The 22,235-nt window shown below is 71.6% G+C and carries 12 protein-coding genes and 2 pseudogenes; 9 read left to right on the plus strand and 5 right to left on the minus strand.

The annotated features are described in order from the left end of the window. Positions 1-34: 34 nt before the first annotated feature. Complete coding sequence (locus OG568_RS45385; protein WP_329535812.1) at positions 35-1,837, minus strand: acyltransferase; 1,803 nt, start codon at positions 1,835-1,837, stop codon at positions 35-37. Positions 1,838-2,229: 392 nt separating this feature from the next. Between OG568_RS45385 and OG568_RS45390 the strand changes: the two genes are divergently transcribed. The 5 genes from OG568_RS45390 to OG568_RS45410 all read left to right on the plus strand — a co-directional run bounded on the left by OG568_RS45390 (position 2,230) and on the right by OG568_RS45410 (position 7,415). Beyond that, a complete protein-coding gene (locus tag OG568_RS45390) occupies positions 2,230-2,949 on the plus strand; it encodes a hypothetical protein (protein ID WP_329535813.1) in 720 nt (239 codons plus the stop codon). 341 nt (positions 2,950-3,290) lie between these two features. Then, positions 3,291-3,845, plus strand: coding sequence for a toxin-antitoxin system, toxin component (locus tag OG568_RS45395; protein ID WP_329535814.1), 555 nt, complete (start codon positions 3,291-3,293; stop codon positions 3,843-3,845). Between the two features lie 3 nt (positions 3,846-3,848). After that, the gene (locus OG568_RS45400) at positions 3,849-4,544 is read left to right on the plus strand and encodes a hypothetical protein (protein WP_329535815.1); all 696 of its coding nucleotides are present in this window, start codon (positions 3,849-3,851) and stop codon (positions 4,542-4,544) included. 127 nt (positions 4,545-4,671) lie between these two features. Beyond that, complete coding sequence (locus OG568_RS45405; RefSeq protein ID WP_329535816.1) at positions 4,672-5,877, plus strand: MAB_1171c family putative transporter; 1,206 nt, start codon at positions 4,672-4,674, stop codon at positions 5,875-5,877. A gap of 137 nt (positions 5,878-6,014) precedes the next feature. Beyond that, entirely contained in the window at positions 6,015-7,415 is a 1,401-nt protein-coding gene (locus OG568_RS45410; protein WP_329535817.1) for an FAD-dependent oxidoreductase, read from the plus strand. 48 nt (positions 7,416-7,463) lie between these two features. On the opposite strand, the gene OG568_RS45415 is transcribed toward OG568_RS45410, so the two are convergent. Further along, on the minus strand, positions 7,464-8,564 hold the full coding sequence (locus OG568_RS45415; protein WP_443077909.1) for a M23 family metallopeptidase: 1,101 nt from the start codon (positions 8,562-8,564) through the stop codon (positions 7,464-7,466). A gap of 110 nt (positions 8,565-8,674) precedes the next feature. After that, positions 8,675-16,717: a type I polyketide synthase gene (locus tag OG568_RS45420; protein ID WP_329535819.1), complete on the minus strand. Its 8,043-nt coding sequence runs from the start codon at positions 16,715-16,717 to the stop codon at positions 8,675-8,677. Between the two features lie 390 nt (positions 16,718-17,107). On the opposite strand from OG568_RS45420, the pseudogene OG568_RS45425 reads away from it, so the two are divergent. Together OG568_RS45425 and OG568_RS45430 are read left to right on the plus strand one after the other, a co-directional pair. Continuing rightward, positions 17,108-17,326 (plus strand): annotated as a pseudogene (locus tag OG568_RS45425) (M55 family metallopeptidase); the annotation flags it as partial. An 84-nt stretch (positions 17,327-17,410) separates the two neighbouring features. Next, positions 17,411-17,845, plus strand: a complete 435-nt coding sequence (locus OG568_RS45430) for a DUF1877 family protein (RefSeq protein WP_329535820.1) — start codon at positions 17,411-17,413, stop codon at positions 17,843-17,845. Between the two features lie 42 nt (positions 17,846-17,887). On the opposite strand, the gene OG568_RS45435 is transcribed toward OG568_RS45430, so the two are convergent. Further along, a complete protein-coding gene (locus tag OG568_RS45435) occupies positions 17,888-18,493 on the minus strand; it encodes a TetR family transcriptional regulator (protein ID WP_329535821.1) in 606 nt (201 codons plus the stop codon). 103 nt (positions 18,494-18,596) lie between these two features. Here OG568_RS45435 and OG568_RS45440 point away from each other — a divergent pair, with 103 nt between their 5' ends. Next, positions 18,597-19,577 (plus strand): aldo/keto reductase, encoded by a 981-nt coding sequence (locus tag OG568_RS45440; protein WP_329535822.1) that lies wholly within the window; start codon positions 18,597-18,599, stop codon positions 19,575-19,577. 225 nt (positions 19,578-19,802) lie between these two features. Continuing rightward, positions 19,803-20,691, plus strand: a pseudogene (locus OG568_RS45445) (class I SAM-dependent methyltransferase). Between the two features lie 293 nt (positions 20,692-20,984). Here OG568_RS45445 and OG568_RS45450 read toward each other — a convergent pair. Then, positions 20,985-21,977 carry a LacI family DNA-binding transcriptional regulator gene (locus OG568_RS45450; RefSeq protein ID WP_266590893.1) on the minus strand — a complete coding sequence of 331 codons (993 nt, stop codon included), beginning with the start codon at positions 21,975-21,977 and terminating at the stop codon, positions 20,985-20,987. Between the last annotated feature and the right edge of the window lie 258 nt (positions 21,978-22,235).

Here is a 22,235-nt window from a genome sequence, read left to right on the forward strand (position 1 = left end):
ACGCCCACCGGGAGGGCGGGGCGCGTCGCGCGACCTACCCGGGCGTCGCGAACCCCGGCGACCGGGCGGGCTCCGGGCGATGGACGCCGCGCGGCCGGTATCCGAGCCGGTCCGCCACCCCCACCAGATCCGCCAGCAGCCATACGATCGCGAGCCACATCTCGGTGCCCTGGAGCCCCGGCTCCCGTCCCGGACCCGCACCGCCCTCGCCCGCCGGACCAAAACCGAACCCTGCGCCGTCCCGCCACCGCCCCAGCGCCCGCGTCAACCGCTCCCCGGCCCAGGCCCGCACCTCGGCCTCCCGATGCCCGCTGCGCCGCCCCGCGAGCCACAGGGGATGCGCCACGTCCAGCACGTTGCAGGCGTTCTCCCGGCCGGTCGCGAACCAGCGCTGATCGCGGCCATGGGCCAGTACGGTGTCCACGACCCGCTCCGCGTACGGCACATCGAGCCCGAACTGGGCGTAGGAGCCCCGGGTGAGCCGGTAGTAGCCGTTGACCAGCTGCAACCGGCCCGCGACGGGCGACTCGGCCGCGCCCCACATCCCCGTCCACGGGTCCACCCGTGTGGTGAGCCAGCCGAACAGCGCCTCCAGCGTGCCCGGTTCCCCGCCCCCGACGCCGAGCTCCAGATTGCGATGGGCGCCGGTCGCCCAGCAGTCCACCCACGCGCCGGCGGACCAGGTGCGCGTCCGCCACGGCAGCGAGTCCAGCCGTGCGAGCAGCTGATCGGCCGTCATGCGCCGTACCACGTGCACCGGTTGCGCGAGGTGGGAGCCCAGCAGGTCCAGGGCGTAGCCGACGGCCAGCACGTGGTACTCGGCGGTGCCGTCATCGATCCAGCCGTCGGCGGCCGGCTCGGGCAGTACCCCCGGACCGCCGTCCGGTGTGCACTTGGGCACCAGCCCACTGCCGGGATCCTGCAGGGACCGTAGGCGCTCGGCGTGTTCCTCGGCGGCCAACTGCTCCGGAGGCGAGCCCAGCAGCAGGTCGGCGATCTCGACGGCGTCACAGTGCGCTCGGACGGTCACGGGAGCGCCCGGCCGGTCGACATAGCGACCGGTGTCGGGGTTCCAGCAACGGGCGATGAGATCGGCGGCCTGCGCCCGGGCCCGGTCGGCGAACCGGGCGACGGCGTCCCCCAAGCCGTCTGGCAGGTCACCCGGGAGGCCGCCTGACACGACCCCAGCGAGGCCACCTTGCACACTGCCCGAGAGCCCGCCCGGCAGATCGCCCGGGACCACTCGGTCCCGCCGTGGTCCGGCCTGGGCGCGGCGATCGCGCAACGGGCGGGCCGGGTTGCCCGCCGCGACCGTCCACGGCGCCAGATCCTTGGTGACGACCGCACCCGCGCCCACCACGCAGTGGTCGCCGATCGTCACCCCGTCCAGGATGACGACGTGCGAGCCGATCCACACGTCGTCGCCGACGGTGATGCCCTTGCTGGTGAGCGGCTGCCGGTGCACCGGCAGGTCGGGGGCGAAGCCGTGGTTGAAGCCGAGCAGCGAACTGTGCGCGCCGACCCGGACCCCGTCGCCGAGCGTGATCCGGCCCCGGACGGTGGCATACGGGTTGACCGTGCAGTCGTCGCCCGCGGTCACCTCGCCGGTGACGTAGGCATGCCCGGCGATGTAGGAGCGCGCGCCGAGGCGCAGTGCGTCGGTGAAGATCCCGGCGGCCGGAGAGACGTAACAGCGCGGCCCGAGGCGCGCGCCTGATTCCGCCAGCCGCCGCTGGTGCGCGTCCTGCGCGGCCCGCTGCCCGGCGGAGGCGCGATCCGCGAAATCCCAGGGGCAGTAGTCGAAGTAGGCGTCGTCGGGGGCGGTTTCCGCGTCCATTGCACGGGAGTCTAGAGAGCGCTTGCTGCCCGGGCAATGCCTGTCGATGCCTGGCAATGCCCGTCGATGCGAGTTGCACGCGATGCGGCCGGCGTCGGCGGGAATCCGCCCGGGCCGCGGCCGCACACCCCGTGATGGTGTACCGCCGCAGCCCGGAACACTCCGTGAGACCGGCGCCGGAGCGCACACGAGCTCCCCCATACCCGTGGCGCGACGGCCGGTCCGCACGTCGTGTCGTGATCCTGCAATCCCGGGCCAGCCATGTCAACTGATCTAGTCGCGTACGGCTATTGGAGTATCTGCCGCTCTGGTCGGCCGGGCTCGGCAACCGCTAAGGTCTCGGAAGCCGACGAGCAGTTCGCGCCCCCCGTCCGACACCAGGAGACCTGCCGGTGAGAGAAACGCGCCCGGCGCTCGCCGAGACCCTCCGTCGTATCGGCTCCCTCGTCGGCGACGGGCGCAGCCGCGACGACGTGCTGGACGTGGCACACCTCTCGAACGAAAGCGGCGTTCCTCAAGACGTCGTCAGGATGCTCCTGGACGGCGAGGAGCCCCCCGCCGAGGACGTCACCGACCGGATCATCCGCCGCATCGTCCACCTGCGCGAGACACGCCTGCGCCCCGACGGGACCCGGCACTCCTACGACGAGATCGCCGCCTCCTACGGGGCCTCTCGGGCATCCCTGTCGAACCTCGTCAACAGCCGCCGTAAGACGCCCTCCCTGGAGACGCCCTCCCAGGAGAGTGCCTCGCAGCGGACGGCGGAGCGGCGCCCGGCCCGCTCCGGCGGCCCGTTGGCATCCACGCAGGCCGGCATCGAGACGTTCTTCTTCGGACAGCCCAACGGCTGGCTCTCCGCCGAACCGCGGGCCTCGCTCGACAACGCGCTCCAGCCCATCCTGCACGGCCTGGAGCGGCAGGCGGCCGATCCGATGGCTCGGCTGCGCAGCACCCACGGGCTGCGGGAGCTGGCCGCGCGCGCACCGCAATTGGCCGAAGACGAGCTTCAGTTGGTGACTGACTGGATCGACACCATCCTGCAGCGCAGAAACGCTCAGAGGGCGCAGAGTTCAGGACCGGACAGTCCGCACACCGAAACGCGCCGATCATGAGGACACCCGGTCGTACGCAGGCAGGATGCCGCCCGAGGCGGGAGGTTCAGGCCGCGCCCTCCGTCGGCCGCAGCCACCGGCCGGTGTCCTGCGACCGGGCCGGACCGGGTCCAGAGCGCATCGGACGCGCCAGGTCCACATGGGTGTGTATCCCGCTTGATCGCCATTTGATCCCCCGCAGCTTGCTGCACACCGCAGAGCCTGGCGTGGCCGACAAGGCACCAGGTTTGGCATATTTGCAGGCCGAGTTGGGCGTACCTTCGGCCGGGTGGGTGCAGACAGGGTGGGATCGGCGGGCGCCGTGCGACGGTGCCCCATGCTGAAGTTGGCGGGGGAGAGCGGTGCGCACAGGCAGAGCCAAGGAGATGCGGAACCTGATCGGCCGGTTGGCCGACGGAGTGAGCCTCCCCGTACCCGCCGCTCCCGACGCGCTGTTCGACGCGCTCATCGCGGTCGTCTCCGACATCAGGGGCCGTGAGGTCGTCCTCCTCAAAGAGGAGTTCCCGCACCGCACCGCCACGGGACTGTGGCTCGACATGCCGGACCACGACATCGTCCTCGTGGACAAGCGGGCAGCGCCTGTCCACCAACTGGCCATCCTCTGCCACGAGATCTGGCACATGATCAAGGGCGATTGCGGCCACCACGCCGCGGGGGTCTCCGTCGCCGCACGCGTGCTGAGCGGCCGGGCCGATGTGCAGCAGACGGTGAGGGCCGCGGCCGCGCGCACCGAGTTCCACGAACGATCGGAACAGGAAGCCGAGACCTTCGCCCTGCGGGCGGTGACGCACCTGCGGATCTGGCTGGAAGGGGAACCCGGCGGTGTCGACACGGACCGGTCCCGGATCGCCGGCCGGATCGGCGCCTCACTGGGACACCGCCGGTCCCAGGTCTGAGCCGTGAACGCCTCGCGCTCCTACATACCCGTGCCGGCCCTGTGGGCCGGCCTCGGAGTGAAACTGCCGGATCTGATCCGGACCTGGCGTGACCCACTGATCCGCTCGGTCTGCTGGGTGATCCTCCTGGGAGGGGCTGGATTCCTCTTCGCGGCCCCGCCCACCGTCGCCGGCGTGAACAGAGCGAGCGGCATCCCGAATCTCGCCGCCCCGCTGGACTACGCCATCGTCAGTGCCTACAGCGCCGCCTGTCTGCTGCTGATCCTTCACTGGCGCGGAGGACCGGCCGACCACGTGCGCCGTCTCGCCCGGCGCCGGCAGATCGGCTGCACGGTGCTGGTCACCGTGATCATCGTCCTCTTCGTGGCGGGGGACGCCCCCGTCGAGCGCCGTACGGATCTCGACACCTACTACACGACCACGCCCTGGATCGGGCAGATGATCGCGCTGTACCTGCTCGGTCACATGACCGCCACGGTGGCCACCACGGCGCTGTGTCGGGTGATCGCCGTCGTCGTTCGCGCCCGGCCCGACGGCCGACCCGTCGAACCCGCCGTACCCGACCACTCGGCAGGTCTCATGGCGCGCGCCACCTTGGTGGGCGTGGCGCATGCGTTGCGTACGTCTCCCATCGTTGCGGCGGCCCGCGCGGCCGTGGTGGCCGCCGCGGCCCCGACTGACGAAAGAACCCCGTCATGAGCGTTCACGGCGTGCCCCCGCGCCGGCCCGTTCCTCCGCCGGAGGCGCCCCGGCGGGCCACGGCGCCGCTTGCGCCCTCCGGGCGGCGACCGATCCCACGTACATCCCCGGAAGGCAGGCAGGTCTAGTGGACAGCGGCATCGTCTTCTACATTCCCGGCGCTCTTCTCCTGCTCGCCGCGGGACTGAAACTGTCGTCGGGCACCGGCCTCTGGCGCGATTCCTTGGTCGCGCCGAGCAACGCGATCCTGCTGGTCGGCTCCGCCGTGTGCGTGCTGTCCGCGCCGCCCACGATCCGGTATGTCAATGACGCGACCGGCGTCGCGAACTTCAGTGCCCCGCTGGTGTATGCGGGCATGACGGCGCTCAGCGCGAGCTACCTCATCCTCATGATCCGCTGGAAGGGCGGGCCACCCGAGACGCAACAGCGGGCCGCCCGGCTCGTATGGGTCGTCTACGGACTGGTCATCGCGGGCATCTGGGTCCTGTTCGCCCTGGCCGAGGTACCGGTGGAACGGACCCAGGACCTGGACACGTACTACGCCAACACGCCCTGCATGCGCGAAATGATCGTGCTGTACATGGTCGCGCACACGGCCGCCACCGTCACGCTCGCCGTCATGAGCGTGAGCTGGCTGCGAGAGGTACGCGGTGTGACCCGCGCCGGTCTGATCCTGCTCGTCGTCGGCCTCACGTTCGACACGGGCTACCAGATCGCCAAGTACGCGGCCATGGCGGCACGTTGGAACGGCGTCGACTGGGACTTCCTCTCCACCGACGTGTCCCCTCCGCTCGTCATGCTCGCCGGCATCACCACCGCCGGCGGCTTCGCCGTCCCCCGGGTCGGGCCGCCGATGGCCGACAATCTGCGTGCGTGGCGGCGCTACCGGCTGCTGAAGCCCCTGTGGGCGGAAATGCACACGCTGCGCGCGCCGACCGAGGGGATCATCCGCTGGTGGGATCCGCCGGTCGTGCGCCTGGCACGCCAGGAGATCGCCATCTGGGACGGCGTTCTGGCCTGCTCGCCCTACCTCGATGACCAGGTGCGCACGACCGCGTACGCAGAGGCCGTGGCGTCGGTCACCGCCGACGGCACCTCCGAAGTCCGCACACCGCACCAGGCCACGGTGGTGGCCGAGGCGGCCATGCTCGCTGCCGCCCGTGTACGGGTTTCCCACCAGGGCGGCGCGAAGGTACCGGCCAGAGCGGGGACCCTGCAGTCCATTTCCGAACCGCGACTGATGGTGCGTCTGTCGCGGGCGCTGTCCTCGTCTCCGATCGTGGCCGACGCACGGCGACAGGCCGCCGCCCGGGTGGCCACCAGTCATGACTGACAGCGCGCACGCTCATCGGCCATTCCCCGGCCGGTCGGCATCTTCCCGTGAAACCTGTCGCGCCTGACGCGCCGCGGCGGACGGTTGAGCAAGGTCTGCCGTCCGTTCACTCCCTGCAACAGAAAAGAGTGCACCCTATGTCGTCGTCTGCCAGAACTGCCTCCCGCCGCACCGCGGTGGTCATCGGAGGGGGTATGACGGGCATGCTCGCCGCAGCCGTGCTCGCCGACTTCGCAGACGTGCGGATCATCGAACGCGATGTGCTGCCCGACGGCCCTCACCCTCGCAAGGGACTGCCGCAGGCCCGGCATGCCCATGTGCTGTGGTCCGGCGGCGTGAAAGCCCTCGATGACCTTCTGCCCGGTATCGTCGGCGAACTCGTCGACCAGGGCGCCCACACACCGCGCATCATGACCGACCTCGTGTCCAAGGCCCCCTCGGGGCAGTGGTTCCGCAGGTTCACCCACGCCCGCCACACGAGCCTCCTGTGCAGCCGTGACCTCCTCGACGCTGTGATCCGCACCAGGGTCCTGCGGGACCACCGCATCACCCTCCTCCAGCAGACCGAACTGCTCGCCCTGGTGGGCGACGGGGACCGGGTGACCGGCGTCCGTGTACGCGCGGACCAGTCCGAAACGTCCATCACGGCCGACCTGGTGGTCGACGCGAGCGGTCGTGCCAGCCGCGCCCCCGTCTGGCTGGGGGAACTCGGACTTCCTCCGGTTCACGAGCGCACGGTCGACGCCGGTATCGGCTACGCCAGCAGGATCTACCGCGCACCCGGCAGCGCCGGGGACGGCTTTCCCATCGTCAACGTCCAGGCCGATCCCCGTCGGATCCCCGGCCGCGGCGGCATCATCGTCCCCATAGAGGGCGGCCGATGGCTCGTGACGCTCTGCGGATCCCGCGGCGGGCAGCCCAGCAGCGACAACGACGAGTTCATGCCCTTCGCCCTGAGCCTGCCGCACCCCGTCATCGGCGAACTGCTGGCGAACGCCGAACCCGAGACCGACGTCATCACCACTCGTAGTACCGCCAACAAGCGGAGGTACTACGAGAAGGCCACCCGCTGGCCCGATGGCTTCGCCGTGCTCGGGGACGCCGTCGCCGGCTACAACCCCGTCTACGGCCACGGGCTGAGCGCCGCCGCCCAGAGCGTGATCGCCCTGCGCCGCGTCCTGCGGCGACAGGACCTCGGCGCACCCGGCACCGCCCGGCGCGTCCAAAGAGCCGCGGCACGGCCGGTCGAGAACGCCTGGAGCCTGGCCGTGGGCCAGGACGTGTTCTACCCGGACGCCAGCGACCAGCCTCCCACCCGGCTCGAAAGGACCCTCGCCGCCTTCGTCGACAAAGCCGTCGACGCCGGCTCACGCAACCCCCACGCCCTGCGCATCCTCCTGGACGTGATGAGCATGGAAAAACCGCCCGCCCGACTGCTCATGCCCGACATGCTGGCGCTCGTCTACCTGGGCCGGAAGACGCCGCCCCTGGAAGGCCCGCCGCTGACGAAGCACGAGCGCGAAGCCACCGCCACCTGAACTCACCCCCGTCGAGGGGCAGTCGTGCGTCCCCGCTCCCGTCGGCCGTCAGGAGCCGGCGGCGAGCCACGGCATCGGGTCGGTGTACGTTCCGTCGACGAGTACCTCGAAGTGGAGGTGCGGACCGGTCGACAGACCGGTCGAGCCGACGAAACCGATCACGGTTCCGGCTTCGACGCTCTGGCCCGAAGTGACCTGAAGGACCGACAGGTGGTTGTACGTCGTCTCCACCCGCCTTCCGCCGATGGTGCCGTGATCGATCACGATGCGGTTGCCGTAGGCCTTGGTCATGGCAGCGAACACGACCTGCCCCTGCCGTGCGGCGGATATCGGGGCCCCCTGCGGCGCGGCGAAGTCCACGCCCGTGTGCAGCTTGGTCACACCTGTGAGGGGGTGTTGGCGGGTGCCGAAGGGTGAGGTGACCACGAGGGAGGTGAGCGGCGGTGCCAGCACCGCCTTCGTCGTCCCGCTGCCGGAACTCCCGGTGTCCACCCGGTCGTACGTTTTGTATCGGGGGAACAGGGCCTTGACCTCGGTGACGTACGTCCGCGCCTTCGTGGGGACGTGCCCCGCCCGGGTCACCGAGTCCGTGCCCACCGTGTAGGCGGCGAGGGTGAGATCGAGGAGCTCTCCGGTGACCGTTCCATGGGTTCTGAGACGGGTGACCTTCTCGGCGAGAGCGCAGTCCTCGCGGGCGAGCGCCATGATGGCGTCCACCGGGTCGCGCGGCGAGGACCGTTTGTTGCCGTCCTCGTCCTTGCCCCAGGTCCGCCACTGCGCGTCGGTGAACCCGGCGATCCCCGTCTCACCCGAGAGCGTCGCGAAGTCGGTGTCCCAGCTGGAGCGTTGTTCGATCTGGGCCGCGAGGACGGACGGTTTCAAGGCCGTGCACGTCTTGGCCGCCGCGCGCAGCCAAGGGACATAGGCCGCCTCGACATGCTCGGCGACCGCGCCGTCCGCGACCACCGCGTTGTTCGTACTGGGGTCCGGCGACAGAAGCGTGGTCAACCGGCCCGTCGCCGTCATGAACCCGGCGACCCCCAGCACGGCGGTCAGCCCCGGCAGAGCCAGCAGCGTGAACGGACCGGGACGACGTCTGCGCCGGGTACGCCCGGCCCCGGGCTCGGGCGGCGACTCGGGTGTACTGATGCTCACCAGGGGACGCTAGCGTTTCGCCCGCCGGACTTCAGGAGGAGCAGAGGCAAGGGCCCATGTCCGTTCGGGCATACCTCCGCGGGCAGGAGAACGCATCGCAGCGCTCATGTGGTCCTACCTCGGCCCGGAGCGAGTGCGTCGATCCAGTCGCGGACGGCCCGGGCCGTCGTCGGGGCGTTCTCCTCCAGCACGCCGAGATGGCTGCCCGGGGTGTCCACCGTGTCGTGGGGGAGCGGCCAGGACGACCGCCACCGCTCCGGCATGTCCGGCAGTGGCTCGGTGGCGCGCACCAACACCGTGGGGACCTGGGTGGATCGAGGACGCCAGCCGCGGAACATGCGGGTGTACGCGCCCAGCGACAGCAGCGTCAGATCGTCCACGGCGGTGTCGAACCGCTCGCCGACGGCCAGTGGCATCCGGGCGGGCATCGCGAGCAGCCAGGGCTCGGCCTCCCGATCGGGGGTGACGTGGTACGAGTCCACCAGCACGAGTCCGGCCGGGGGCGTACCGTCGGCTGCCAGGCGGGCGGTGACCGCGTGGGCGGCCGAACCGCCCATGGAGTGGCCCACGACGACGTAGGGGTGATCGCCGAGATACCGCCGGACGGTCGTGGCGTGCAGTTCGGCCAGGGTCCCGAGGTCCCGCGCCACGGCGGCTCCGGTGTCGACGCCGGGGTGCCGCAGCTCGAAGACGTCCCGCTCGCCGTCGAAACGGCGGGCGAGCCCCGCGTACCAGGGCCGGCCGAGGTGGGTGGCGAAGCCGGGAACGCAGACGAGAGCCGGACCGCCCGCCCCGGAGGCCAGTCGCCACGGCGGTATCGCGTGCCGGGCGGCGTCGTCGTGGCCGAAGGTGGGTGCGGCGAGGGAAGCGCTCACCAGAAGGTGCATGGCGGAGACGACGTCGCCCGTTTCGCAGACCTGCCGATAGAGGGTCGGCAGCGACATGCCGGTTCCGCGGCGGCGCTCGACCGGCGGGACGGTGGCCCCCGGAGAAGCCGGACCGTCGGACCGCGCTGACTCGGGCTGGGCAGTGCCCGCCGGTTGCACCGGTTGCACCGGTTGCACCGGTTGTGCAGGGGAGTTGGGGCGGAGGGCGGGTTCATGACGCCGATCGCCCTCCGGTGGCGCGGCGGCAGCGGCAACGTCGGGCAGGACGCCGCTGAGCTCGGCGTACACGTGATCCGCGAGCCGCTCCGCGGTCGGCCAGTCGTACGCGACCGTGGCCGCCAGCGGGATCCCGGTCAGCAGGCTCAGCCGGTTGCGCAGCAGGACGCTCATCAGCGAGTCGAGGCCCAGGTCCGGGAAGTCCCTGTCGACGGCGTCGGCTTGGGTATGACCGAGTACCGCGGCGACCTCGGCCCGGACCAGTTCCACCAGCGCGGGCGTCCGCTCGGACGGGGGCAGTGCCGCGAGGCGGTCCCGCCAGGCCCCGGCGACGCCGTCCGGCTCCGCCGTCCCGCTCGGTACCCCGTTCGCCCCCTTGGGCGAGGCCGTCCGCCGGTCGGGGCGCAGCAGCCCGCGCAACGGCGGCGGAACGGGTGTCCCGGCCGGCAACGCTCCCGGCGAGCGGTCCAGCGGCAGCGGTGCGAGGACCGGCTCCCCGCACCCGAGTGCGGCGTCGAACAGTGCCAGCGCCTGTTCCGGGGAGACCGCACGCACCGCCCCGCCGTGAACCCGGCCCGCGCGCGTCGCCATTCCGTCGTCGTCGGCCCAAGGGCCCCAGGCCAGGGACAGCGCGGGGAGGCCGAGAGCGGCGCGGTGACGGGCCAGGGCGTCCAGGAAGGAGTTCGCGGCCGCGTAGTTGGCCTGGCCGGGGTTGCCGAGCAGCCCGGCGGCCGAGGAGAACAGCACGAAGTGCGACAGGGGCAGGTCTTTCGTGAGGTCGTGCAGATGCCAGGCCGCGTCGGCCTTGGGTCGCAGTACGGTCGTCAGCCGCTCGGGCGTCATCGCCTCCAGCACGCCGTCGTCCAGGACCCCGGCCGTGTGCACGACGGCGCTGAGGTCGGGCCCGAACTCCTTGATGAGGGCGGCCAGTCGACTTCGCTCGGCGGTGTCGCAGGCCACCAGGTCCACCCGCGCACCCGCTCCCTCGAGCTCGGCGCGCAGCGCCTGTGCCCCCGGCGCCCGCTCTCCCCGCCGACTGGCGAGCACGAGACGCCGTACCCCGTGCCGATCGACCAGATGGCGGGCCAGCAGCGCACCCAGGGACCCGGTGCCGCCGGTGATCAGGACGGTGCCCCGACCGAGGGAGCCGTCCGTCGCCGCCCCGGTCGTGGCCGCCAGCCGGGGGACACTCAACATTCCTTCCCGGATGGCCAGTTGGGGTTCCCCCGCGGAGAGGGCGGCAGGAAGCAGCCGTAGCGACTCGGGCCGGCCGTCCACATCCACGAGCGTGAGGCGCCCGGGATACTCGGCCTGCGCGGTCCGCAGCAGCCCCCAGACCGTCGCGGCCGGCAGGTCCGGTGTCACATCGGCGGCGCCGCGCGTGACCACGGCCAGCCGCCCGGAACCGGCGAGCCGCGCACGCAGCAGATCCAGTGCCCGTACGGTCAGCGCGTGGGCCGCGACGGCGGGGTCGGTCCCCTCGTCGGCACGGGCCGACAAGGACACCACGACCACCTCCGGAGCGTCCGCGGACCCGGACGCCATGTCCCTGCGCGGCAGGAACGCGGCCAGCCCCAGGTCGTCGGGTTCCCCCACCGCGACGGCGGGTCCCTCGCCGACAGCCGGAACGCCGGTCCACCGCGGCCTGTACAGCTCTCCGACCGGGGCGACACCCGTCTGCGGCACCGGTTGTGTCGTCATCGATTCAAGCCGGGCCACGGGCGCGCCCGAGGGCGTGGCGAGGTCGAGGCCGACCGTGTCCGGGCCGGTGTTCCTGATGCGTACGCGCAGTGCCGTGGCCCCGGTCGCGCGCAGTGTCAGGCCCTGCCAGGCGAACGGCAGCCGGGCCGGTCCGGAGGGCGGCTCGGCAAGCAGTCCCGCGTGCAGGGCGGCATCCAGCAGCGCCGGGTGGAGCGCGTGACGCCGGGCGTCCGGGAGCGACACCGGGCCGACCTCGGCGAACAGCTCCTCGCCGCGCCGCCACAGGGCCGTGACGCCCCGGAACGCCGGCCCGTAGGCGAGACCGGTGGCGGCCAGCCGTTCGTAGGCGCCGGTGAGATCCACGGGCGTGGCATCCGGAGGCGGCCACGCGGAGAGCGAGGCCGGGCGCTCCAGGGCACCTGGAACCGCCGGTCCGAGGCGACCGGTCGCATGGTGCGTCCAGGCGCCGAGCGCACCGGACTCCTCCGGTCGCGCGTACACGTCCGCCGTGCGCCGTCCGGCGCCGTCCGGCTCTCCCAGGGCCACCTGGACCTGGATCCGCTCGTCGTCGGCGGCGGGCAGGAACAGCGGCGTCAGGAGGGCGAGATCCTCCAGTACGGCGAGACCGCACGCGTCGCCCGCGTGGAGCACGAGGTCGGCGAACGCGGCCCCGGGCACCAGGGTGTGTCCGCCCACGACATGGTCGCGCAGCCACGGCTGGGCCGTGCCGGACAGCCGGCCACCGCACAGGACACGTTCCGTCCCCGGCACGGTGACCGTCTGCGTGAGCAGCGGATGACCGGAATCGTCTGCCGGGTCGGTGGCGGTCTCGGACAGCCAGTAGCGCTGCCGCTGGAAGGGATAGGTCGGCAGGTCGACCCGGCGGGCACCGCTGTCCGCGTACACCCGGGGCCAGTCCACCGGCACACCGTGGACGTGGAGTTGACCGAGCATGTCGAACAGCGTCCGCGGCTCGGGGGCACCCCGCCGGGCGGCGGCCGCGAACAGCAGGTCCGCGTCGCTCTCGGCCAGACCCGTCGTCGCCTGGGCCGTGAGGTGCGCGTCCGGCCCGATCTCGGCGAACGCGGTCACCCGCCCGTCGTACGCCAGCCAGCGCACGGCGTCCCCGAACCGCACGGCCTCGCGGGCGTGCCGTACCCAGTACTCGGCCGACCGCAGCTCGTCCGCGGCGGCCGGACGTCCCGTCAACCCGGAAAGCACCGGGATGCGGGGCGGACCGTACGTCAATCCGCCTGCGACACGGCCGAATTCGGCGAGCATCGGCTCCATCAGCGCGGAGTGGAAGGCGTGGCTGACGCGCAACCGGACGGTACGGCGTCCGCGCTCGGCGAAGCGCTGAGCGAGCGCGAGGACGGGTCCCTCCACACCGGAGACCACGACCGCGCGGGGGCCGTTCACGGCCGCGACCGAGGTCCCGTCGGTCAGCTCACGGATCACCTCCGCCTCGGTGGCGTCGAGCGCCACCATGGCGCCGCCCTCGGGCAGTTCCCGCATCAACTGCCCCCGGGCCGCCACCAGTTCGACGGCGTCCCGCTCGGACAGGATGCCCGCGGCGTGCGCCGCCGCCAGCTCCCCGATCGAATGTCCGGCCAGGAAGTCCGGCCGTACGCCCCAGGACTCCAGCAGGCGGAAGACGGACACCTCGAACGCGAACAGGGCCGCCTGGGCGAAGTCCGTACGATCCAGCAGCGCGCTCTCGTCGGCGTGCCGGAGCACCGAGCGCAACGGGCGTTCCACGTGCGCGTCGAAGCGGTCGCACAAGGCGTTGAAGGTGTCGGAGAAGACCGGGAAGGCATCGGACAACTCCCGTCCCATGCCGAGGCGTTGGGCGCCCTGACCGGTGAACAGCAGGGCCGACCGGCCGGCGGAGTACGCCGTGCGCGGCGCGGTGGCCGCCGCCAGCGCGTCCAGGGCGCTCAGTGTCCCCACGCGGTCGTCGGCGGCGACGGCGGCCCGGTGGGGGAGCGCGACCCGGGCGGTGGCATGGGTGAACGCCACGTCGATCGGAGCGAGTTCGGGACGCTCCCGCAGTGCGGCCGCGGTTTGTGCGGCCTGAGCCCGCAGCGCGGCCGGGCTCGCGGCGGAGAGCAGCAGCGGCGGTGCCGCCGCGCCGCGAGGGGGCGGCGCCTCGACGACCGTGCTCGCCTCGGCCTCTTCCAGGATCACGTGCGCGTTGGTCCCGCCGATGCCGAACGCCGACACCGCGGCCCGTCGCGGACGCCCGGCCACGGGCCGCCACTCCTCCTCCTGGGACAGCAGTCGGACGGCGCCCGACGACCAGTCCACCCGAGGCGACGGCTCGTCGGCGTGCAACGTTCGAGGGAGCCGTCCGTGGCGCATCGCCAGTACGGTCTTGATGACACCGCCCACGCCGGCCGCGGCCTGGGTGTGCCCGAGGTTGGACTTCAACGAGCCCAGCCACAGTGGGCGCCCGTCGGGCCGGCCCTGCCCGTACGTGTCCAGCAGTGCCCGTGCCTCGATCGGATCGCCGAGCGCGGTGCCCGTGCCGTGCGCCTCCACCGCGTCCACATCCGCCGGGGACAACCCCGCGTCGGCGAGCGCCGAACGGATCACCCGTTGCTGCGCCGGCCCGTTGGGGGCGGTCAGCCCGTTGGACGCGCCGTCGGAGTTGACGGCCGAGCCGCGCAGCACGGCCAGCACAGGATGCCCGTTGCGCCGTGCGTCGGACAGCCGCTCCAGCAGGACCAGACCCACGCCCTCGCCCCAGGCGGTGCCGTCGGCCGCCGCGGAGAAGGGTTTGCAGCGCCCGTCGGGAGCCAGCCCGCGCAGCCTGCTGAACGCGACGAACGGGCCGGGCGAGGCCATGACCGTGACCCCGCCCGCGACGGCCAGTGAGCACTCGCCGTCGCGCAGGGACCGTACGGCCGAATGCATCGCCACCAGCGAGGACGAACACGCGGTGTCCACGGTCACGGCGGGCCCGCGCAGCCCCAGCGTGTACGCGATCCGCCCGGAGGCGACGCTGCCCGCCGAGCCGAGGGCGAGATGGGCCTCCAGCTCGTGTCCGCCGCGGCTCAGGAGGCGGCGCCCGTAGTCGGCGTGCATCACGCCGACGAAGACACCGGTGTCGCTGCCGCGCAGCCCCGACGCGTCGAGCCCCGCGCGTTCCAGCAGCTCCCAGCCGGTCTCCAGCAGCAGCCGTTGCTGTGGATCGGTGGCCAGCGCCTCGCGGGGCGACATGTTGAAGAAGGCCGCGTCGAAGTCGGCCGGCCGGCGCAGGAAGCCGCCCCTGCGGGTGATGGAGGTGCCCAGCCGGTCGGGGTCGGGATCGTACAAGGTGGCCGTGTCCCAGCCACGGTCGGTGGGGAAGTCCGAGGTCGCGTCGGTGCCGTCCGCGACGAGCCGCCACAGATCCTCCGGGGACTGAACGCCCCCCGGGTAGCGGCACGCCATGGCCACGACGGCGATGGGCTCCCCGGGCTCGACGCGGGGCCCGCCGCCGGACGTGCGCGCGGGCCTGGGCCGAATGTCGCCGTGCAGCGCTTCGCGCACCAGGTCCGCCGCGGCCGCCGGTGTCGGATGGTCGAACACCAGCGTCGCGGGCAGCTCGAGCCCGGTCGCCGTGCCCAGCCGGTCGCGCAGCAGCACACCGCCGAGCGAGGTGAGTCCCTGCGCCATGAAGGGCAGTTCGGGATCGAGGGACTGCGCGGGGACGTCGAGCGCGCGGGCGGTCTCCTCGAGTACCAGGTCCAGTACGGCGTCGGACGCGGCCGCCAGCCGCTCGCGCAGCGCCGTGGACGCGGCCGTGCGTTCGGCGGCGAGCCGCTCCGTCAACTGCTCGGCGAGCGCGGACCGGACGATCTTGCCGGACGGGGTACGGGGGATGGCAGCGGCCGGGTAGATCTCGTCCGGCACCTTGAAATCGGACAGCCGCTCCCGGCAGTCGGCGAGCGCCCGCGCCGTGTCGACCCCGTCCGGTCCTGGCACGACGAAGGCGACCGGTACCTCGCCCAGTACGTCGTGCCGCCGGCCGACGACAGCGGCGTCGGTGATGTCGGGACGGGCCAGCAGCACTTGCTCGACCTCGGACGGGTTGATGTTCTCCCCGCCCCGGATGATGAGTTCCTTGACCCGGCCGGTGACATGGAGATGGCCGTTCGTGCCGAGCCGGCCCAGGTCCCCGGTGCGGTACCAGCCGTCGGTGAACATCTTGGCGGTGGCTTCGGGACGGTTGTGATAGCCGGTCATCACTCCGGGGCTACGGAGCCAGATCTCCCCTTCGGCCCCGTCGGCGACCTCGGTACCGGTGGACGGATCGGTCAGGCGCACCACGAGCCCTGGCAGAGGGGGACCGCTGGAGGCATCGTCACGGGGGCCGTCGAGCCGTTGGACCGCGATCTTCCAGGTCTCCGTGGAACCGTAACCGTCGAGCAGGGGAGCGGCCAGGACGCGGCCGATCTCCGCCTTCAGCTCAGGGGGACAGGGCGCGCCCGCGGTGACACACAGGCGCAGCGCCGAAGAGACGGGGGCCGCCGTCTCCCGCAGCGACTCCAGCAGGAGGCGATAGGTGGCGGGCACCCCGCCCAGCACGGTGAAGGGTTCGGCGGCCAGTGCCTCGGCGACGTTCGCACCCGGAGCGAGGAGGCGCGCGCTCGCACCGACCGAGATCACCCCCAGCAGGCACAGCGAGTGGGCGTAGGCGTGGAACATGGGCAGGGGCCACAACAGGTGGTCCTCCTCCCGCAGTTCGTGCGCCCGCACATAGGCCGCCGCCACCGACCACAGGGCGGCACGCTGTGTGGAGACCACGCCCTTGCTGTCCCCGGTCGTGCCCGAGGTGTAGAGAATCCACGCCGGATCGTCGAGACCGAGGTCGTCCCGGGGTGCCACGCCGGGATCCGTCCCGGCCAGGTCCTCGAAGACGAGCGCGCCGGCGGGCAGATCGCCCGGGCCGACCACGGCTGTCCGTAACTCGGTTCGCTCAGCCATCAGTCGGGCGACCTGGGTGGCGAGTGTCTCCTCGGTGATCACCAGGACGGCGCCGCTGTCGTCGAGGAAATGCCCCAGTTCCTCGTCCGACGCACCGGGGTTCAGCAGTACGCCGACCGCTCCGGCCCGCAGCACCCCGAGGCAGGCCTCCACGAGTTCCACCCGGTTGCCCAGATGGATCGCGACCCGCTCCCCGCGCCGCACCCCGAGCCGGGTGAGATGTCCCGCCAGCCGACCGGTGCGCTCCTCCAACTCCCGGTAGGTGACGGCGCGACGGCCGTCCGCGTAGGCGGTCTTGCCTCCCAGCCGAGCCGAGTGCTCCCGCAGAGCGGCGGGCAGCGCGCGCACCGACTCGTCCTGGAATTCGGTCATTCCCCACCCCTACGACGTCGACCGCAGACCACTCGCCGTCACCGTACGTCAGCCGAACGTCCGTTCAGCGTCGCCAGGGCCTCGCGGCGCGTCGGCCGCCACGGCTGCGCTATGATGATCTCAAGCGTTCTGCCGGAACTCCTGGCGGTGCGACGTGCGTTGGTGGTCCAAGGAAAGACGCCCCGCTTCCTGCGGGGAAATGCAGGTGCAAGGCCTGCCCGGCGCTCCACATGACCCCGCCTCCGAAAATCCGGAGGCGGGGTTTCTCGTTCGGTCCGAGTCCGGACCGGTGATGCGTGCGCAGTGCCCTGACCGCCTCGGTAGCGCCTCCGGTTCGTGGTCGATGAGTTCGTACGCGGTCGCGGTGCTGTCGAGCAGGCTCCCTGAGTGATGAAGGTGCTGGTCTCCGTTGACTTGGAGGGCGTCTCGGGGTTCGTGCATCCCAGCGAGACGAATCCTGATCGCTACGGTTACGAGCGTGGTCGGGCATTGACGACGTCCGAGGCGAACGCCGTTGTCGCCAGCGTCCTGGACGCCGAACCCGCTGCCGTGGTGTGGGTCACCGACGAGCATGGGTCACTCCGTGGTCTGCTGCCGGAGGAGCTTGACCACTGACACAGTGCCTGCTCCCGTTGAGGACCACGGACACGGGGTTCATCGGAGGGGGCGGCCATGGATATGACACTGCGAAGGATGCCTCCGCAAGACGCGGAGCGAGGTTTCGGATGGGTCGTTTCTCGGTTCTCCGGGCCCGGTGGCGACGCGAAGGCGGAATGTTCTCCCGGCCGGGACTGGGAAACCCTTGAGCGCATCCTGCTTGCGGAGGGGCCCGCGGAAGTGAGCGCGCTCCCCATCACGATGGGGGATCTGCTGGGCGACGACGACCTCGGCACCGCGTGTTTCTACCTCCCGCCGGACGAAGTGCCGATCGCGGTGCGTTTCCTGTCCTCCGTCGACTTCGAACGGGCAGTCGCCGACCAGGCGAACGCGATAGCCGGCACCTTCCGAAACCATGACGTCCCGCAGGGATATTTGGAGGTTTTGGTCAGTCGGCTGGAGGAGATCCGAGATCTGTACGCCGCGGCCGAGCAGGCGGGTGAGGGCGTCGCCAAACTGGTCCGAGGCTGACAGACGAGAGCGCCGGCTCGGAACCTGAAGGGAACGCCACCCTCAGTCCGCCCTCGGGAACAAGCGCTGCACCGCCTCCACGACCGCGGCGCGGCGGGCGCTGACAGCGGGGTCGCGGGCCTGTTCGACCTCGAAGGAGCGCAGCTCGATCTGGCTCAACCAGGTAGTGGCGATCTGGTTGACGAGGGCGATGACATCGATCGGATCCCAGGCGGGGTCGAGGTGCCCGGCGTCCTGGGCCCGGCGGAGCTGGTCGAGCTTGTGGGCGAGAGCCACCCGTGTGGGGTCGTCCAGATGGGACTGCGTGGCGTCGGCCAGTTCCAGGCGCCCCCAGCCGATCATCCGGAAGTGCTCCGGTTGGCCGATGAAGTAGTCGAACAGGCGCCCGGCGTATCCGGGCAGGTCGGCCGGGTCCATGCGGGTGGCGTCGGCGACGGCGGCCAGCTCCCGCCCGGCGACGAACGCGTACAGCGCTTCCTTGCTGCGGAAGTGGGCGTAGACGCGCTCCTTGCTGGTACGGGCCTCCTTCGCGATGCGATCGACCCGCGCACCGGCGATCCCGTACCGGGAGAACTCGGCCTTCGCCGCGGCGACGATCCGCTCACGTGTCGAGTCGGAGTCGGCGGGGGGCACGGTCGCGTCAGTCATGACCTCAGGGTATCCAGCCAAACCGTTTCGTTTGGCATCTGGGCCCGCGCATGCCTAGAGTCCATACCGAACCGTTTGGTTTGACTCGCCACTGGAGAAACTCATGCAGCAGCGCACACTCGGCCGGCAGGGACTGCGCGTCTCCGCGCTCGGCCTCGGCACCATGGGCATGTCCATCGCCTACGGGCCGTCCGACGACGACGAGGGCATCGCCACGATCCGCCGCGCCCACGACGTCGGCGTCACGCTCTTCGACACCGCTGAGCTCTACGGCGGCGGCGCCAACGAGGCGCTGCTCGGCAAAGCGGTCAAGGACTTCCGCGACGAGGTCGTCCTGGCCACCAAGTTCGGCTTCGACCTGACCAAGGAGCCCATCGGCTCCGGCCTCAACAGCCGCCCCGACAACATCCGCAAGGTCACCGAGAACAGCCTCCGGCTGCTCCAGACCGACCGGATCGATGTCCTCTACCAGCACCGTGTCGACCCGGACGTGCCGATCGAGGAGGTCGCCGGAACCGTCGGTGAGCTCATCGCTCAGGGCAAGGTGAAGTACTTCGGGCTGAGCGAGGCGGGCGAGGACACCATCCGGCGTGCCCACGCCGTCACCCCGGTCTCGGTCCTGCAGACGGAGTACTCGATCTTCGAGCGCGACGTGGAGGAGAAGATCCTGCCCGTGGTACGGGAGCTGGGCATCGGCTTCGTGCCCTACTCCCCGCTCGGCCGCGGCTTCCTCACCAACGCCGTCAAGCCCGGCGCCGAGTACGCCGAGGACGACATGCGCCGCTGGGACGAACGCTTCCAGGGCGAGAACTTCGCGTACAACCTGCGCGCCACCCAGCAGCTGAAGGACCTGGCCGCCGCGAAGGGCATCACCGTCGCCCAGCTCGCCCTCGCCTGGCTGCTCACCCAGGGTGAGGACATCGTCCCGATCCCCGGCACCCGCAGCGCGACCCGGGTGGAGGAGAACGCGGGCGCCGCCGGGGTCGACCTCACGTCGGCCGACCTGCGACACATCGTCGAGATCCTCCCCCACGGCTCGGCCGGCAGCCGCTACCCCGCCGCCATGATGCCCACCGACTGGTGACGCCGGCAGCTTCGTGCCGGGTGTCGACCGCGTCCCCCGCGCGGTCGACACCCGCCGACCCGACCATCCAGGTCCGACGGCGGGGGCGGTGGTGATGGCGGTGACCGGCGACGACCACGTGGTCCTGAGCACGCGACTGGTCCTCCGGCAGTCCGGGCGTTCGCTATCTTGACCGGGTGCGGCGACCGTCGTCGGGCAGTCCTGGGTTTCTGTGAAGGGTGGCGGATGGCGGTGGCCGTCGGCTGGGAGTGGGACGACACGTTGTTCTCGGGAACAGCCCCCTACTACCAGCGGGGAAGACTCCCGTACGCCGCCGGCCTCGCGGACGCGCTCGCCGAGGTTCTGCAACTGGACGGTCAGGGGCGCCTGATCGACGTGGGATGCGGACCGGGCACCCTGGCACTGAGCCTGGCGCACCTGTTCGGTGAGATCGTCGGTGTGGACCCGGACAGCGAGATGATCTCCGAAGCCGCGCGCGGCGCCGTCGAGGCGGGGGTGACCGGAAAATCGCGGTGGGTACGGATCCGGGCCGAGGAGCTGCCCGCGGGTCTGGGGACGTGCACCGTGGCGACCTTCGGTCAGTCCTTCCACTGGATGGATCGCGACCTGGTCGCGATCCATCCAGTGGAAGGATCGCGACCTGGTCGCGGCGACCATCAGGGACATGCTCCTGCCGGGCGGGGCGCTCGTGCACATCGCGGACCTGAAGACGGAGCGTCGATCCGTCGACGGTCTCCCGTATCCGGCAGTGCCCGGTGCGGCGATGGACGAGCTGGTCAGGCACTACCTCGGACCGGTACGACGAGCCGGGCGCGGGGTGCTGCCGCAGGGCACGCCCGGCGGCGAGGCGGCGGTGTTCACGCGCGCGGGACTGTCCGGCCCTCAGCGTCGTGTCGTTCCCGGCGGGCAGGCGCTCGAGCGCACATGCGATGACGTCGTCGCGGGGGTGTTCTCGATGTCGTTCTCGGCTCCGCACCTGTTCGGCGCGCGCCGTGACGCCTTCGAGTCGGATCTGCGTCGTCTGCTGCGGGAGGTGTCCCCGTCGGGCCGGTTCTCCGAACGCCTTCCGAGCACCGAGGTCTTCGTCTGGGGGAAGAGCCCCGCTGGGCCGTGATCAGGCAGTCGGCTGCCTGAGTCACGGCCGCCGGACGCGATCGCGGGGTGGCGCGGCGGCCGAGGTGGGTGCCGGGCCACGGATCACCCCTCGGCCTCCTCACCGTTTCCGAAGCACCGTTCGACCTGCCACGCAGCGCCGACCCAGGCTTCCCTCACACGCTCGATGGCGGCCTCACCCGCCGAGCGGTCCGCCGATCTGCTCTGTCCCCACCGATCGGTTCCGTCCCACCGACAGAAGACTCCAGTCCCTTTTCGGCGCCGCCGACAGCCACAGCGGCGCGGCGAGGAACCTCACGCATCCCCGGACGGCGGAGCCGTGCTCCCCCGCACCACCAGCTTCGTGGGGACGAGCGTGGTGCCGTGTTCCGGTCCGCCGTGGCGCATCCGCCGCAGGACGCCCTCGACGCACAGGCGTCCCACCTCGGCGAAGTCCTGGTGGACCGTGGTCAGCGGCGGCAGGAAGGAGCCGGCCTCGGGGATGTCGTCGAAGCCGATGACGCTGACGTCGTCGGGGATCTTCCGGCCGCGTTCGTGCAGGGCGCGCAGAAGCCCCAGTGCCATCTGGTCGTTGGCGGCGAACACGGCCGTACAGTCGCGCTCGTCGGCGAGCCGCAGGCCCGCACGGTAGCCGGACTCCGCCGACCAGTCGCCGCGCACGAGGGGTGGCGGGACGCGGCCCGCCTCGGTGAGGGCGGCTTGCCAGGCGTCGGTGCGGCGCTGTGCCGCGAAGGACTCCTCGGGTCCGGCCAGATGCCAGACCGTGCCATGGCCGAGGTCCAGGAGGTGACGTACGGCGGCCCGCGCTCCACCGGCCTGGTCGGTGTCGACCACGGCGTAGCGGTCGCCCGCGTCCGAGTCGGCGACGACGACCTGGACGTGCGGGGGCAGGGAGATGGTCGCCGCGTCGAGCAGATGCACCTCCATGATGGCGATGACCGCGTCGACGGCGAGTTCTCCGAGCCGGGAGAAGGCTCCGCGCACCTCGTCCTGGGTGGGCACGGCGACCGGCAGCAGCGTGACGGCGTAGCCCTCCTGTGCCGCGGAGGTGGCGATCGCCTCCAGGGTGCGCATGTTGCCCGTGGTGGAGAGGTTGAAGGTGATGACGCCGATGGTGCGGAACTCGCCGCGCTTCAGGGCACGGGCCGCGCTGTTGGGCCGGTAGCCCAGCTCCTTCATCGCCGCCAGCACCTGCCCGCGGGTCTCCTCGTTCACCCCCGCGTAACCATTGGACACACGGGAGACCGTCTGCGAGGACACCCCGGCCAGGCGTGCGACATCCGCCATGGACGCGGTCTGCGTGCGACGCACCGCCCGTTTTCCCTTGCGCCCACGGGACCGTTCCGTCCCCGTCGAGGCGCTGTCCGCAGTGTCCACCCGTCTCCTTTGTTACCCGGGTCGCAGTTTCGTCAGACGACCCTTGACCACCGACATTGGCGCAGTGTAGACATGCCGCCATCAGATGTTTACGTAAACATAACAGCCCTCGACGCGAAGGGGGACGGCATGTTTACGTAAACATCGCGACGGCTGAGACGCCGGTTC

This window comes from Streptomyces sp. NBC_01450, from assembly GCF_036227505.1.
In the GTDB taxonomy this organism is placed as follows: domain Bacteria; phylum Actinomycetota; class Actinomycetes; order Streptomycetales; family Streptomycetaceae; genus Streptomyces.